Source organism: Methanobrevibacter sp. DSM 116169, from assembly GCF_046197865.1.
In the GTDB taxonomy this organism is placed as follows: Archaea; Methanobacteriota; Methanobacteria; order Methanobacteriales; family Methanobacteriaceae; genus JAHKLT01.
Genome location: NZ_CP166990.1, coordinates 568,443 through 583,587 on the forward strand (window position 1 = coordinate 568,443; position 15,145 = coordinate 583,587).

The 15,145-nt window shown below is 26.1% G+C and carries 13 protein-coding genes; 6 read left to right on the forward strand and 7 right to left on the reverse strand.

Going from position 1 to position 15,145, the window contains the following annotated elements:
• Nucleotides 1–44: 44 nt before the first annotated feature.
• A complete protein-coding gene (locus ACA134_RS02975) occupies nt 45–4,307 on the forward strand; it encodes a hypothetical protein (RefSeq protein ID WP_409200701.1) in 4,263 nt (1,420 codons plus the stop codon).
• A 341-nt stretch (nt 4,308–4,648) separates the two neighbouring features.
• Complete coding sequence (locus ACA134_RS02980; RefSeq protein ID WP_409201057.1) at nt 4,649–5,110, forward strand: hypothetical protein; 462 nt, start codon at nt 4,649–4,651, stop codon at nt 5,108–5,110.
• A gap of 5 nt (nt 5,111–5,115) precedes the next feature.
• Here ACA134_RS02980 and ACA134_RS02985 read toward each other — a convergent pair whose 3' ends face one another.
• Together ACA134_RS02985 and ACA134_RS02990 are read right to left on the reverse strand one after the other, a co-directional pair.
• Nucleotides 5,116–5,667, reverse strand: coding sequence for a ZPR1 zinc finger domain-containing protein (locus tag ACA134_RS02985; RefSeq protein WP_409201058.1), 552 nt, complete (start codon nt 5,665–5,667; stop codon nt 5,116–5,118).
• A gap of 27 nt (nt 5,668–5,694) precedes the next feature.
• A complete protein-coding gene (locus ACA134_RS02990; protein ID WP_409200702.1) occupies nt 5,695–6,639 on the reverse strand; it encodes a 3H domain-containing protein in 945 nt (314 codons plus the stop codon).
• Nucleotides 6,640–7,142: 503 nt separating this feature from the next.
• Between ACA134_RS02990 and ACA134_RS02995 the strand changes: the two genes are divergently transcribed.
• Entirely contained in the window at nt 7,143–8,195 is a 1,053-nt protein-coding gene (locus ACA134_RS02995; protein WP_409200703.1) for a DUF1611 domain-containing protein, read from the forward strand.
• A complete protein-coding gene (locus ACA134_RS03000) occupies nt 8,192–8,590 on the forward strand; it encodes a cell division protein SepF (RefSeq protein ID WP_409200704.1) in 399 nt (132 codons plus the stop codon). The genes ACA134_RS02995 and ACA134_RS03000 overlap by 4 nt, the downstream gene beginning before the upstream one ends.
• Before the next feature lie 3 nt (nt 8,591–8,593).
• Here ACA134_RS03000 and ACA134_RS03005 read toward each other — a convergent pair whose 3' ends face one another.
• Nucleotides 8,594–9,349, reverse strand: coding sequence for a TatD family hydrolase (locus ACA134_RS03005; RefSeq protein WP_409200705.1), 756 nt, complete (start codon nt 9,347–9,349; stop codon nt 8,594–8,596).
• A 246-nt stretch (nt 9,350–9,595) separates the two neighbouring features.
• On the opposite strand from ACA134_RS03005, the gene ACA134_RS03010 reads away from it, so the two are divergent.
• Entirely contained in the window at nt 9,596–10,393 is a 798-nt protein-coding gene (locus ACA134_RS03010) for a transcriptional regulator FilR1 domain-containing protein (RefSeq protein WP_409200706.1), read from the forward strand.
• Here the strand turns inward: ACA134_RS03010 and glyS are convergent.
• From glyS to ACA134_RS03025, 3 genes are all read right to left on the reverse strand, one after another.
• The gene (gene glyS, locus ACA134_RS03015; RefSeq protein ID WP_409200707.1) at nt 10,390–12,090 is read right to left on the reverse strand and encodes a glycine--tRNA ligase; all 1,701 of its coding nucleotides are present in this window, start codon (nt 12,088–12,090) and stop codon (nt 10,390–10,392) included. The two genes, ACA134_RS03010 and glyS, sit on opposite strands and share 4 nt — an antisense overlap.
• 10 nt (nt 12,091–12,100) lie before the next feature.
• Nucleotides 12,101–12,685 carry a dCTP deaminase gene (gene dcd / locus ACA134_RS03020; protein ID WP_409200708.1) on the reverse strand — a complete coding sequence of 195 codons (585 nt, stop codon included), beginning with the start codon at nt 12,683–12,685 and terminating at the stop codon, nt 12,101–12,103.
• A gap of 64 nt (nt 12,686–12,749) precedes the next feature.
• Nucleotides 12,750–13,457 (reverse strand): RNA methyltransferase, encoded by a 708-nt coding sequence (locus ACA134_RS03025; RefSeq protein ID WP_409200709.1) that lies wholly within the window; start codon nt 13,455–13,457, stop codon nt 12,750–12,752.
• Here ACA134_RS03025 and ACA134_RS03030 point away from each other — a divergent pair.
• On the forward strand, nt 13,438–13,650 hold the full coding sequence (locus ACA134_RS03030) for a hypothetical protein (protein WP_409200710.1): 213 nt from the start codon (nt 13,438–13,440) through the stop codon (nt 13,648–13,650). The two genes, ACA134_RS03025 and ACA134_RS03030, sit on opposite strands and share 20 nt — an antisense overlap.
• On the opposite strand, the gene tfrB is transcribed toward ACA134_RS03030, so the two are convergent.
• Nucleotides 13,647–15,137, reverse strand: a complete 1,491-nt coding sequence (gene tfrB / locus ACA134_RS03035) for a fumarate reductase (CoM/CoB) subunit TfrB (protein WP_409200711.1) — start codon at nt 15,135–15,137, stop codon at nt 13,647–13,649. The genes ACA134_RS03030 and tfrB overlap by 4 nt on opposite strands.
• Nucleotides 15,138–15,145: the final 8 nt, after the last annotated feature.

The window sequence follows — 15,145 nt, forward strand, 5'->3', positions numbered from 1 at the left end:
CTTATTTTGTTAATTAATAGTACGTCCCTCTTTGGAGTTAAAAAATGTCATATCAGAAATTAAATTTTAAACATAATAAAATTTTTAAAATTTCTTTTTTAATAATCATAATAATTACTTGTATTGATCCATTAGTTGGATTAAATATTTCGAATTATGAAAATGAATTATTAATTGAAGAATTAAATGAAACATCAATATTAGACCTTAAACAAGAAATTATTCCAAATGGAAACACATTTGAAGATATTCAAAATGCTATACATGGAGCTAATGAAGGTGATACTATTTATTTAAATAATTTAACTTATATTGGTAATGGAAATCAATTATTTTTATATAAATCAGTACATATTTCAGGTTCAACAATTAATGGAAATGAAACATCTACTTTAGATGCAAAAGAATTATCAAGAATACTTGTTATTGCAGAATCTGCAAATAATGTTGTAATATCAAACTGTGTTTTCATTAATGGTAATTTTGATGTAGAAGGTGGTGGAGCTATTTTAGTACTTACAAATAATGTAACAATAAAAGACTCAGAATTTAAAAATAACTTTGCATTGGGTGGAGGAGCTATTTATACAGATTATACAAATGCACCTTATGGAGCTGCTTCTGATTTACTTATTTATAATTGTAATTTTATTAATAATCGAGCTATTGTATCAGGAGGAGCAGTTGGAGCTTATGGGAACAATACAAAAATTGTAAAATCAAATTTCATATCAAATTCAGCTTATAATGATAGAGATATTGGAAGAAATTTTGCTTATGGTGGAGCTATTCAATTAGGAATGGATATTCCAAATCATTATGCATATTGTATAAATTCTACATTCATTAATAATTATGCAATTACTTTACATGAAGGAGCATACTCTCATGGTGGAGCAGGCTGTGTTAGGGATGGAGATTTTTATATTGATTGTATTTTTATAAATAATACTGCAGATGAAGGTGGTGCATTAACAATTCATGCTGATTGCATAATTTCTAATTGTAGCTTTATAAATAATACTGCTACAAAATTATATGGTGGAGCTATCGGTACTGGATGGGATTATGAAGATATGGAACTTATAATTGAAAATTCTAATTTTGAAAATAATAAAGCTCCAATTGGAGGAGCAATACAAATAATGGGAGAAAATATAGATATTAATAATTGTAATTTTTCTAATAATTTAGCATTCGTAAATGGTGGAGCTATTTATATTGAAGGAGATAATACAGAAATTCAAAATTCTTTATTTAAAGAAAATATAGCTAATGTAAATGGTGGAGGAGCTTATATTGAGGGATCTAATTCAAAGTTTTATAATAATACCTTTTTATCAAATGAAGCTATTCCTGATTTTGAAAAACTTAATGATGGTTTAGGAGGAGCTATTTTTATAAATGGGTCTAATGTTTTTATTGAAGAAAATACATTTAGACTCAATACTGCTAGAAATGGAAGTGCAATTTATTTTGATAAATCTGGTAAAAAACTTGTAATCACAAATAATATAATGTCAAATAATCAAGCATGGGTTTATTTACTTCCAACAACTAGTCATGACATTTATTATGGGGAAAAAGAAAATATTGAAGTTATCATTCATGGTGGAAATAATATTGCAAGTATTAATAGATTAGAACTTTCTAATGCTATTTATAATGGAGCAAACCCTAATGAAATAACTATTAATAATGAAATACCAGTTTTAGGTGCTACTGATTCTGGGATTTTATATCAAGATAGCAGAGAATATTCAATAGATATCTTACTTACAATAACTCATGAAGATGGAGAATGTGTATATAATCAAACATTAATTTCTGATATTTGGGGAAATGTTTCTATTGTATTAGAAAATCTTAAAGTAGGGAAATATTATGTTAATGCAATCCATTACGAAGATACTTATTATAAATTCATTACAAACTATTCTGTATTTAATGTATATCCTATTGTAGATGTTGAAATTTCTAAATATTCAAATAAAACAAACTTTAATTATTTAGATATAATTGTTTGGGAAATATCAGTTAAAAATAACGGTCCAAATCAAGCAACACAAGTATTAGTTAATGAAATTTTACCTAGTGGCCTAATATGGATTAAAGATAATAGTGAGGGTAGTTATAATTTTTCTAATGGATTATGGAATGTTGGAACATTAAATGTTAATGAATCAAAATCATTAAAAATATATTGTATAGCAAATATTACTGGAATTATTGTAAATTCTGTTAATGTTTCTTCTTTTGAGTATGATAGGAATTTGTCTAATAATTTTGATGATTTTACAGTTTTAGTTAATGATTCTGTTGATTTAGTTATTAGTAAGATTGCCAATAATTCTAATCCTATTTTTGGTAGTGTTATTGAGTGGGTTTTAACTGTTTTTAATGATGGTCCTGATGATGCAACTGGTGTAGTTGTTTTTGATATTTTGCCTAACGGTATTGTTTATTTAGGTGATGATAGTGGAGGTAGCTATGATTTTTTATCTGGGAGATGGTTTATTGGTGATTTAGCTTTTGGTGAGTCAAAAACTTTAAAAATTGTTACTTTGGTTAATGTTACTGGAATTATTGTAAATTTTGTTAATGTTTCTTCATTAGAATTTGATAGGAATTTGTCTAATAATTTTGATGATTTTACAGTTTTAGTTAATGATTCTGTTGATTTAGTTATTAGTAAGGTTGCTAATAATTCTAATCCTATTTTTGGTAGTGTTATTGAGTGGGTTTTAACTGTTTTTAATGATGGTCCTGATGATGCAACTGGGGTAGTTGTTTTTGATATTTTACCTGATGGTATTGTTTATTTAGGTGATGATAGCGGAGGTAGCTATGATTCATCTACAGGCAAATGGTTTATTGGTGATTTAGCTTTTGGTGAGTCAAAGACTTTAAAAATTGTTACTTTGGTTAATGTTACTGGAATTATTGTAAATTCTGTTAATGTTTCTTCTTTTGAGTATGATAGGAATTTGTCTAATAATTTTGATGATTTTACAGTTTTAGTTAATGATTCTGTTGATTTAATTATTGAAAAGGATGTTAATGATGTTAATCCAATGTATGGAAATATTATTACTTGGATTTTAACTGTTTTTAATGATGGTCCTGATGATGCAACTGAGGTTATTGTTTTTGATATTTTGCCTTATGGTATTGTTTATTTAGGTGATGATAGTGGAGGTAGCTATGATTCATCTACAGGTAAATGGCTTATTGGTAATTTAAATTCTGGTGATTCTAGAGTTTTGAAAATCACTACTTTGATAAATACTACTGGAATTATTGTTAATTATGCAAATGTTTCTTCTTTGGAGCGTGATAGGAATTTATCTAATAATGAAGATGATTTTACTATTCTTGTTGATGATTCTGTTGATTTGGTTATTGATAAGTCTGTTAGTAATGTTAATCCTGCTTTTGGTGATATTGTCATTTGGATTTTGACTGTTTTTAATGATGGTCCTGATGACGCAACTGGTGTGGCTGTTTTTGATATTTTACCTGGAGGTATTGTTTATTTAAGTGATGATAGTGGGGGTAGCTATGATTCATCTACAGGTAAATGGCTTATTGGTAATTTAAATTCTGGTGAATCTAAAATTCTTAAAATTACTACTTTGATAAATACTACAGGAAATATTGTTAATTATGCAAATGTTTCTTCTATAGAAAATGATAGAAATTTATCAAATAATCATATTTCTAAAGATGTAAAAGTTAATAAATCAGCTGATTTAGAACTTATTAAAATAGCTTCAATTGTTGAAATTTATTTAAATGATACATTTGAATATATAATTACTATTTATAATAATGGTCCAGATATGGCTGAAAATGTAATAGTTAGAGATATTTTAGATTCTTCTTTAAGATTTTTAAACTATTCTGCATCAAAGGGTATTTATCAAGAAGGTATTTGGAAAATAGGAAATCTTGAAAATGGGGGTTTTGCTATTTTAACTTTATCTGTTCAAGCAATAGCTATTGGTAATATTTTTAATGAAGCTATAGTTTCATCTGATACTCATGATTCTGATTTATCTAATAATGAAGATAATGTTATTATAAATGTTATAGTCATTGAAGATAAAATCGAAATTATAAATGATGAGTTAGCTTTCTTTGATGAAGAGAATTTTGATAATATTTTAACAGTTAATATTGCTAATGCACAAGATTTAGAGATTATATCTATGAAAAAAACAGGTAATCCAATTATAATTTTATTTTTATTATTTGGTTTACTTATTCCATTTAGATATTTAAAATTAAAATTTATTTTTGAATAGTTTTTTACTATTCTTTTAATTATTTTTTTTGATAATTTAATTTTATAAAAATTTTTACTATGTGTTTTTATTAAAGGGTTTTTTAATTATTCATACTATATTGAATTATTATTTTTAAAATCATTTATTTTATATAGATTATAAAACACTATTGATTTTATCGAAGCTATTTATTAAATTATAAAAACTTTTATATATGATTTTTAATAAATAATTAATTAGATATATGTTGCTAACTTTATTTATATAATTTTTTATAATAGCTGTTTCAACATTTATTAAATATTAAATATATTTTTAAAAAAAGGAGTAATAATATGTTAGAAATTCAAGATGAAAATATTAATGAAGAAGAGTTAAATGAAGAAGAATTAAACGATGAAGAAGTTTCTGAAGATGATGAAGATGAAAAATTACCTTTTGCTAAAGCAGAAGTTGTTCGTTTAATGAAAGAAAATCTTGATGACGATAAAATGATTCGTGAAAGAGTAAAAGTAGAAATGAACAGATTTTTAGGTGATGTGCTTAAAAATGTTTGCGAACAATTAAATGAATATCCATATACTACTATTGAATATGAAATGCTCAAAGAATCAACTTATCCATATACTAATATTAAAAGAATTAATCAAGAAAAAGAAAGAATTTTATTGCATTTAGAAGCTATTAAAGCTGATTGTAATGCTTTAGCTATGGATGTTACTAAAACTCTTAAGTTAAAAGATGTTGTTGATGAAGATGATGATTTCAAAGCATTTTTAACTAACACTGAAAACATTGAAGATGAAGAACAAGAAGAATAATTCTTCTATTCTTCTATTATTGTAAAACCTGTTTTTAAATTTTTTAATTCCTCTTCACTAAGGGGAGTAGTGATTGTATCTGGACTAACAATATTACTTTGTCCGAATGGATCTTCTATAATTAATTTTGCTTTTATTTTACCTTCTTTTAGTTCTTCTAATTTTATAAGAATCTTCTCAGCATTTTCTAATGATTCACCGTCACAAAATAATTTCAAAGCTCTTTTCACTGCATCTTCAAATCTAGTTATAACACCTTCCACATTTGATACATATCCTTCTGATTTTGGACCAGGTTCAACTTTTAATCCAAGTTCAGGAATGCTCACTGTTGCAGATTGTGATCTAACAACTCTTGAAGATATTGTTTCATTTGTAATATCTAATTCATATTTTGCAGGATCATTATGTTCTAAAGCTATTACATCATTGTGTTTATAATTACATTTATCACATAAAATTGTAGTTTCTAAAACTTTTCCAAAATGAGGAATTTCAATCTCCTTCATTACAGATTTAGCTCCTTTTTCATGACAAGCAGGACATACAACAATCATTTCATTTATTTCTTCCAATTTAACACCTCATTCATTGTAAACAAAGTTATTTTCTCTTAACTCAGAAATTATTTTATCTAATGTTTCTCTATTACCTGCACATATAGTTGTACTTCTATATTTTGATAAATTATACATTTTTTGAAGTTCATTCTTTTTATCAGGATTATTATCAAGTGTTTCAACAAATTTCTGTGCTTCTTTATAATCTGAAAGATTAATGTTTCTAACTAATGGATCTTTAAATCCTTCTATTTTATAAGAAATTTTTTCTAAAACTCCATTATTGTCTTTCATAACAATTTCAATTAATTTTTTAATATCATCAACATCATTTTTAAGTAAAACAATCTCACAGGTTCTATTAATATGCATTAACATTTTTTTTAGTGTTGTTTCCATATTTTCAGTATCAATAACATCAATATTATTTCTCTCAGCCTTATCAACAAGATAATTATGAATTATTCTATTTTCTGTAAAGTAATCTAATTGTTTTCCACCACGATGAATTTGAACAGCTCTTTTTACAAATCTAGATTTATGAGATTCTTCATCAGCAGATAAAATAAAGAAATGAACATTAGCTTGTTCTTTAAATTGTTCAAGATTTATTGATCCTGGAATTAAATGAACTCCTTCTAAGACTACATCATCATAATCATTTATAGCTCTTTTAATTACCTTCTCAAGAGCAGGAATAACAAAAGAAGCATGTTCTTCAAAACCTGCTGCAACTAATTCATCATATGTTTCATAATTTTGTGAATCACGTAATGTTTTATATGCATTGTATGATGATTCATGTAGTGCAGGAGCATAATCACTACCAATTATTCCTCTAACTACTGCTCTTATAAAATCACTTTCTAATAAATGTTTAATATTTAATTCTTTAGCTAATTCTGCAGCTACAGTGGATTTTCCTATTCCTGAAGCACTCCCAATTAGAATTACATATGGTTTTCTCAAAGTTATCCTCTCTTATAAATTAAATTAATATAATTTATAATATTTGTTTTTTATATTAATTAAAGTTTTAGTTTAATCTTTTTTAGGATTTATTATTTATTATTTTCATTAAAAAATTTCATATATCTCTTATTTGTATAAATAAAGGATTTTTTCAATTTAATTTTAATAGCTATAAATTAATTATAGAATATATTAAATATAAAAAATTACATAAGAAAAACTTAGTTTTGAATATTATTTTTAATTAAAATCTAATCTTTTTTTAAAGGCAAATGATATATATTTAATAATAATAAAATTAATATAAATAATATAGATTAATAAAATTTTATAAATATTGTGTATTTATTGCCTTTATCAATATAAACAATTAATAGTTGGATTTAATTATTTGTGTGAGAGAATAATAATTAAATTATTAAACAAATTGATTATATTTTAATTTAAGTTTTATTACAATTATTACATTATTATTAATGTGGGTTTTTAGGAGTGGTAATTTGTATTCGGTCAAATCAGTTAAAGAACTTCAAGACTTAAATCCTTTCTTAATTATTGGTTGCGGTGGAGGAGGAGAAAAATTCTCTAACCTCGAAGGGATTGAAACAGTGGGTTTTGTTGATGATGATAAAAATAAACAAGGAACAATTTTTTGCGGTAAAGAAGTATATTCTGATATAGAAAGTCATTTAAAAAATTCAGATTTTAAATCTGTAGCTATTATGTTACCAATTGGAGCGGAAGGTAATGCTCTCAAATATGCTGTGGAAGCTATTAATGTTGGTAAAAATGTTGTTTGTTCATTTAGATCATTACCAATTAAAAGTAATTCATCTCTTTTAAAATTTGCAAAAGAAAAAGATGTTTCTATTAAAGAAATAAGCCCTAGATTAGACAATGTCAAAAAAGTTTCAGGTGTTAGCCCTGAAAATTGTTCTGAAGTTTTACCGAAAATATCTTATGATTCTAAAACTCCAATTGTTTTTGTTGGAGGAACATCTCAAGAATGTGGAAAAAGAACAACAACAAAAATGTTAGGTATAGCTGCTAAAGAAAAAGGATTGAAATCAGCTATTATTTCTACTGATGAAATGGGTATAGAACCACCTACAGATATTAATTTTAGAGCAGGAAGTTTATCTGCAATGGATGTACCTGCAGCTATTTTAAGTTCTATTAAATATGCAGATGAGAACTTAAATCCAGATATTATTTTTATAGAAGGCCAATCAAGTTTAACTGAAAAAGAAAACCCTCATCCTCGTGGTTTATCAGCTTCCATTTTAATTGGAGCGGCACCGGATGCAGTTATTGTTGCACATAGGCCAAATCACCCTTATAGAGAACCAAGAGGAATAGATGAAGAAGTTAAAGCAATTGAAGCTTTAGAACCTACTAAAGTTGTTGGTTTATCAGTTAATTTAAAAAATTCTGATGAATTAGTGGAAGATTTCGAAAATAACTTTAATTTACCTACTGATGATGTTTATTATAATGGTGCTTCAAAATTATTAGATGCTATTTTAGAATTTTTACAGGAGACAAGTAAATGAGTTTTACAGATACTTTAAAAAGAAGTTTAGGATTTGAAGAAAGTTTAGACAATAAAAAGAATAATAATTTTGGAAATGATTTTAGAAGGGATTTTTCTAGTGAAAATTACACTATTTTCCCAGAACAGTCATTTTATGAAATTATTTTAATTAGACCAAAGTCTAGTGATGATATGGATTATGTTGTGGATCAAGTTGTTGAAGAAAATAATCCTGTTATTCTTGATTTATCTTTCTTAGAGAAAAAAAGTCCAAGAGATTTCAGAATGGCTGGTAATAAGCTTAAATACATTAGGGAAAATCATGGTGCTGAAGCATTTTTACTTGCTCAATGTAAAAATAAGAATCTTATCATAGTTTCTCCTAAAAGAGTAAATTTAATGAAAAAAGATTAATTTTTATATTTTAAAACATTTTTTAGCATTTTTAAATGCTACTTTTTCTATTTTTTTATTTTCATAACCTAATCTAGTTAGTTCTCTAATTGTTTTAGGAACAGATAATGGATCAGATGGTTTATTACTTATATCACTATTTAATAAAAATCTATCAAAACCATAACTATCTAATATTTCAATAGCTTCTTTAACTTCCATCTTTTCAGGCTGTACTGTTAATCCAAGAGTATATTCTTCATCTATTACATCTTCAATTATATCTAAATTAACATGATCTATAATAACTAATTTAGGATCAATACATTCTGCAATAATCTCTTTTTCTTTTTCTAAAATTCCTTTTTTATTTATTCTTGGTGTATGTACAATAACTTTAGTTTTTTTCCTGTCAGCTATTTCGAGCTGTTTTTTAAAAACAGTTATTTCATCTTCACTTGCTTCTTCTAAACCTATTTCACCAATAGCTATTATTTTTTTATTATCAATCCATTTATCAAGATGTTTATAGGTTAATATAGGATCTATATATGAATTTGCAGGGTGAATTCCTAATGCAACTTTCATGTCTATTCCATAATTTTTTGCTCTTTCGCTGTCAAAGTCTAAAATTCTATTCAAATGATTTAAAAGAACAAGTTCATTAAACAAATGGTAAGGATAAAAACTGCAACTTATTACAGTGTCAATTCCTGCTAAATACATCTTCTCGAAATCTTCACTGCTTCTAGTATCCCCATGCATATGAGTGTCTATCATTTTATCACATTTTATTATTTATCTTTTCAATTTTAAGTATTTTTTTAATAAAAAAATTAATTTAATTATTTTTCTTTTAATGTATAATCATGTTATATTTTTGGAAAATTTATTTTAATTAATAAATTTCGTTTAAGTGATATTTAACTTATTAATATTTGTTTATTTTAATTTTTGTTCACTTTAAAAAGATTTATATTCATTGTTAATAATAATTTCTATATAGTTATTACTGAGGTATTTATTATGAATTATTTAAAAAATCAATATTTAGATGATTATGAAAAAGTGAGTGATGAAATCAAATTTATTACAAATTCAAAAATTAGGTTAAAAGTTATGCATATTATTTTTGATAACCCTTTAACAATGAGAGAAATTCATTCTCAAAGTTCTCTTAGCTATAGCTCTATATCAAGTAATATTTCAAAACTTGAAAAAGGAGGATTTATCTATAGGCAATATTCAAAATATTATTTAAACAATAACTTAAAATTATTTTTAATCAATATTTTTGATTTTGATAATGTGTTGTCTTTAGTTTTAAATGATTTTTCAGATTTTTTTATAAAGCATTATATCGATAGTATTCCTAAATCCTTAATTGAAGAATTGTATTTATTAAATAATTCTAAATTAGTAGAAAATAATGACTATGATGTTTATAAAACATATAATGTAATCAAAAGGTTGTTTAATAGTAATGATTCTATTAAAGCTATACTTCCATTTATATATTCTGATTTTATAGATATTTTAAAAAAAGCAATAAAAAATAGCTGTGAAATAGAAATTATTCTTCCAAAAAACATAGCTAGAAATATTAAAAATAATTTAACAAAAAATGAATTAAAAAAAATAAAATTAATAGAAATTAATTCAAAAATCGATTTTTCATTATTTGTATCATCTAAAAATATGGCTTTAGGTCTTTTTAAAGATGATGATTTTTATGATCAAAATCGACTTTTAGTCTCTTATGATAAAAAAGGTTTAATATGGGCTGAAAAATTATTTAATGAGTTTAAAAGGAATATTAATTAATAATATTCTTTTAAATAATTTTCTAAATCTGAGATTTTAATTCTCTCTTGAGATTCATCATCTCTATTTCTAATTGTAACCCTTTTATCTTCTAAAGTATCATAATCTATTGTAATAGCTAAAGGAATACCAATTTCATCAGATCTTGCATAACGTTTACCTATTGTTCCAGAATAATCATCTTCAACAACATATCCATGGGATCTTAAATTTTCAGTAATTTCTGCTGCTTGAGTATCTAAACCATCTTTATTTACAAGTGGTAAAACACTTAATTGAATAGGAGCTATTTCTTTTTTAAATTTAAAATAATCTTTCTCTTCTTCATTATCTGATGATTTAAAAGAATGTAATAATACAGAATAAGTTATACGATCAATACCAAATGATGGTTCAATTACATGAGGTACAATTTGTTTTCCTTTAACCTTTTCAGTTATTTCTTCAAAAATTAAATATTCTGCAAGTAATTCGAATTTATCTCCTAAATCAACAATATATTTACCTTCTTTTTCAATAACTTCTTGAATAGCTTTTGCATCAGCATTTTCTAAATAAGTTTTAATTTTTGGAGCATCTTGTTTAAAAACAGGTCCAAATTTAGATAAATTAGGTTTTACAACAGTTTTAGTAATGGTCTTCTCATCAGCAAATTCTTTAAAAATACTTAATTCTTCATTACTTTCTTTTGAATGAGAACTAAGATCATAATTTCCACGATCAGCTATTCCAATAATTTCCACCCATCCATATTGGTCAGTATTAACTTCAACATCCCAACAATCAAGTGCATAATGAGCCATTTCACCAGATAAATGTTGTCTAAATCTTAAAACATCATCAGGAATACCAATTTCATTTAAAAATTTTTTAGCTAAATATAGCTGATATATAAGCATTTCATTTGAGACAACTTTTTGATCTAATGCTTCTTGAGCTGTAAGTTCTAATGGTTCTTTATTATTTTCTTGAACATCTTGTGAATTTAAATATAATTTTTCATTAGCTATTTTTGCAAATTTAGGTGTTGTTTTATCTTCAGGATCTAAAAATATTTCAGCTTCTGCTTGTGTAAATTCTCTAAGACGAATAACTCCTTGTCTTGGGGAAATTTCGTTTCTATATGCTTTTCCAAGTTGAACTACACCAAAAGGCAGCTTTCCTCTAAAAAATCTTGAAAGGCGTTTAAATAATATAAAAATTCCTTGAGCTGTTTCTGGCCTCATATATCCAGTTTTATTTCCTTTAGCTCCAATAAGTGTTTTAAACATTAAATTATAATTCCAAATATTAGATAGCTTTCCACCACAGCTAGGACATTTAATATTATTATCTATAACTATTTTATCAAGTTCGCTATTTTCTAAACTTTCAACATCTTCTCCAATAACTTCTTCTATAATGTGATCTGCTCTAAAGACATCCTTACATTCTTCACATTTAGTCATCGGATCTGTAAAATTATCAACATGCCCTGAAGCTTTTAAAACCTCTTCAGGCATAACAGTAGGACTTTCTATTTCAAAAAATCCTTCTTCCGCTACATATTGTTTTCTCCATTTTTCCATTATATTATTCTTTAAAGATGCACCAAGAGGGCCGTAATCTGTAAAACCTGAAACTCCTGAGTAAATTTCAAATGATGGCCACAGAAAACCTCTCTTTGCACTGATATTTGTCATCTTTTCGTGATTCATAAAATTCCTTCTATTTTTTTAAATCATAATCTTGTTTAATTCTACTACTTTCAGGACGTTTTTGTCCCATATACTTACTGTTTCTTTCTGGATGTCCATAAGGTCTTTCTGATGGTGTAGTCATTGTTTCAAAAACAACTTGACATACTCTTTGACCAGGATATAATGCAACAGGCATAGCTCCAATATTAGATATTTCTAAAGTGATTTTGCCTTCAAAACCAGGGTCAATATAACCTGCAGTTACATGCATAGTAACACCAAGTCTGCCCATTGATGATCTACCTTCTACTCTAGCTACAAGGTCATCTGGAACTTTAATATATTCATCTGTAGTTGCAAGTGCAAATTCATTTGGATGAATTATAAAAGCTTTTCCATCATCAACATGACAGGATTCCATATATTCTGCAACATCTTCTTCATCTAATGGATCAATATATGGTTTTCTAATTACTTTAAAGATTTTAAATTCTTCTCCTAATCTTAAATCAACAGATGATGGTTGAATTTGTTGTTCGTCTTTTAAAGGTTCGATTACTATTTTTTCAGCATCTAAATATTCTTTGATGTCTTTATCACTTAAAATTGCCATAGAATTCACTCAAGATATGTAGTATTATAATTTTTATTTAAGGAATAATATAAGTTTTTACTTATTATAATTTTTCTTTTAATCTTCTTAAAATACCTTTTAAAGTATGTGCTTCTCTACCTGTTATAAAAGCTCTATTAATTATATTTTTAAAAGATTTTAATCCATTTTTTTTCTTATGTTCAGGTATATCTAATGTAGATATTAAATATTCCATGTCTTTTAATAAATGGTTTTTTTCAATTCCTGTTGCTTCTTCTAAACCTTCAACTGGAAATTTATTTCTATTTTTAAACATTTCATAAAAAACAATAGCTGCAGCATGAGAAATATTCATTATAGGATAAGCTGGATCAGTTGGAATACTAACTGTAAGATCACACATTTCTAATTCATTATTATATAATCCATTTCCTTCTCTTCCAAAAATAATAGCTGATGTAGCATTAAAATTAATGATTTTTCCAAGTTCTTCTACATTAATTGGAATCCTATCTAGATTATAACTTCCACCTGGTGTTCCTGTTGTAGCTATTTTAAAGTCTATTTGTTTACTTTCTAAAAATTTTTCTAAAGATTCATAGATTAAAGCATTTTCTACAATATGTTTTCCATGTGTAGCTTGATAATATGCTTCTTCTTTAAGTTCACATGGATTGATTAATACTAATTTCTCAAGTCCAAAATTTGCCATAGCTCTTGCAAGAAAACCAATATTACCTGGTGTTTCACATTCAATAAAAACTACATAAATGTTTTCTTTTATTTCCATACTTTCTGGAGATTCTTTAATTTTTTCTATTAAAATATCTTTTTTAGTTTTATCTTTAGCTTTAGATTTTTTCTTTGAAGTTGATTTAGCTTCTGTTTTACTTTCAACTTTTTCTTCTTTAGAAGTTATTTCTTTATTTTCAACAATAACTTCTTCACTAATAGCTACATCTCCAATTTTAACCAGCTCTTAATCATCTGAATATGCTTTTTGTAAAAGTTCAAGTATATTCATTGCTTTAACATTTTCTAAATCTATAGCATCTAAACCATCTTGCAGGTTATATTGACAAAATGGACAAATTGTTATTACTGATTCTGCACCTGTTTGCTTAATCATTTCAGCTTTATCTTTTGATAATGTAAGAGCTATTTCAGGGCGTCCAGATTTTATTCCTCCACCAGCTCCACAACATTGGCATGGATATTGCATTTCAGTTAATGTTACACCAGGAATTTTTTCTATAATTTCTCTTGGTTCATCTTTTATTCCTTGGCTTCTACTAAGGTGACATGGATCATGCCAAGTTACATTAGTATTTAACTCTTTCATTTTGCTTGTATCTAACTTGTCAATTAAAAATTCACTAATATCTTGCACATTAAGCTTGGATCCAAATTTAGGATGGTCATTTTTTAAAGTAGCTCCACAACCTGCACAAATAGTAATTACTGTATCATAATCTTTGAAAATTTCTTTGTTTTTATTAACAAGGTCTTCAACAATTTCAGTTTGACCAGTTCTAAGTAGTGGTGAAGCACAACAAACTTGTCCTTCTGGAATATCTATTTCAATATCATTTACTTTTAAAACATCCATTAAGGCTTCTCCAACATGTTGTAGTTTATTATCTACCATACAGCCTGTAAATAATGCAACTTTATTTTTCTTAGATTTATCCTTATCTTTATTTACAGATTTAATAAAACTCTCTCCATTTTCTGCAATTGACCGACCTGTTTTTTTAATTGATGTTTCAAAATTAACTTGTTCTGGAAGTGGCCCCAAATCATTTTTACATGCAAGTGCTCTCATTTTTTCAATTGCATCTCCAAAACTGTTAATGTTTTTTGGACAAACTGCTCCACATTTACCGCAACTTGTACAATTATATAATCCTTCTTTTAATAAATCATTTAATCTAGTGTCATCTTCTCTTGGGTCAAGACCAAATTTTGTTAAATATCTCATAAAGTAAGGTCCACTAAATTCTTCACTAAAATGTTTAACAACAGGACATGTAGATAAACATGAATAACATTCTATACATCCTCTTACTTTTTTTGTGTCAGTTACATCATTATTATTAAAATCTGTTTCAATTGTTGGTTCACTTTTTCTTTGAGTATATAAATTGAGATCTTTAACTTTCTCCTCAACAGATGATTTATCAACAACTAAATCTTTTATAACTGGAAAATCTAATGGTTCTATAACTGCTCCATCTTGAATTTCCTTTTTACAGGCTAAAGCTCCATTTCCTTTATATTTTATTCCACAAGAACCACATTGGCCTGCACGACATGAACTTCTAAAACTAATGTCTTCATCGTATTTTTCATTAATTTCATTTAATGCATCTAAAACCTTCATTTTTGGTTTTTTTTCAATTTCATAACTTTCTAAATGAGGTTTTTCATCTTTTTCCTTATCAAATCTAGAAACATATACTTTTATCATTATTTTCT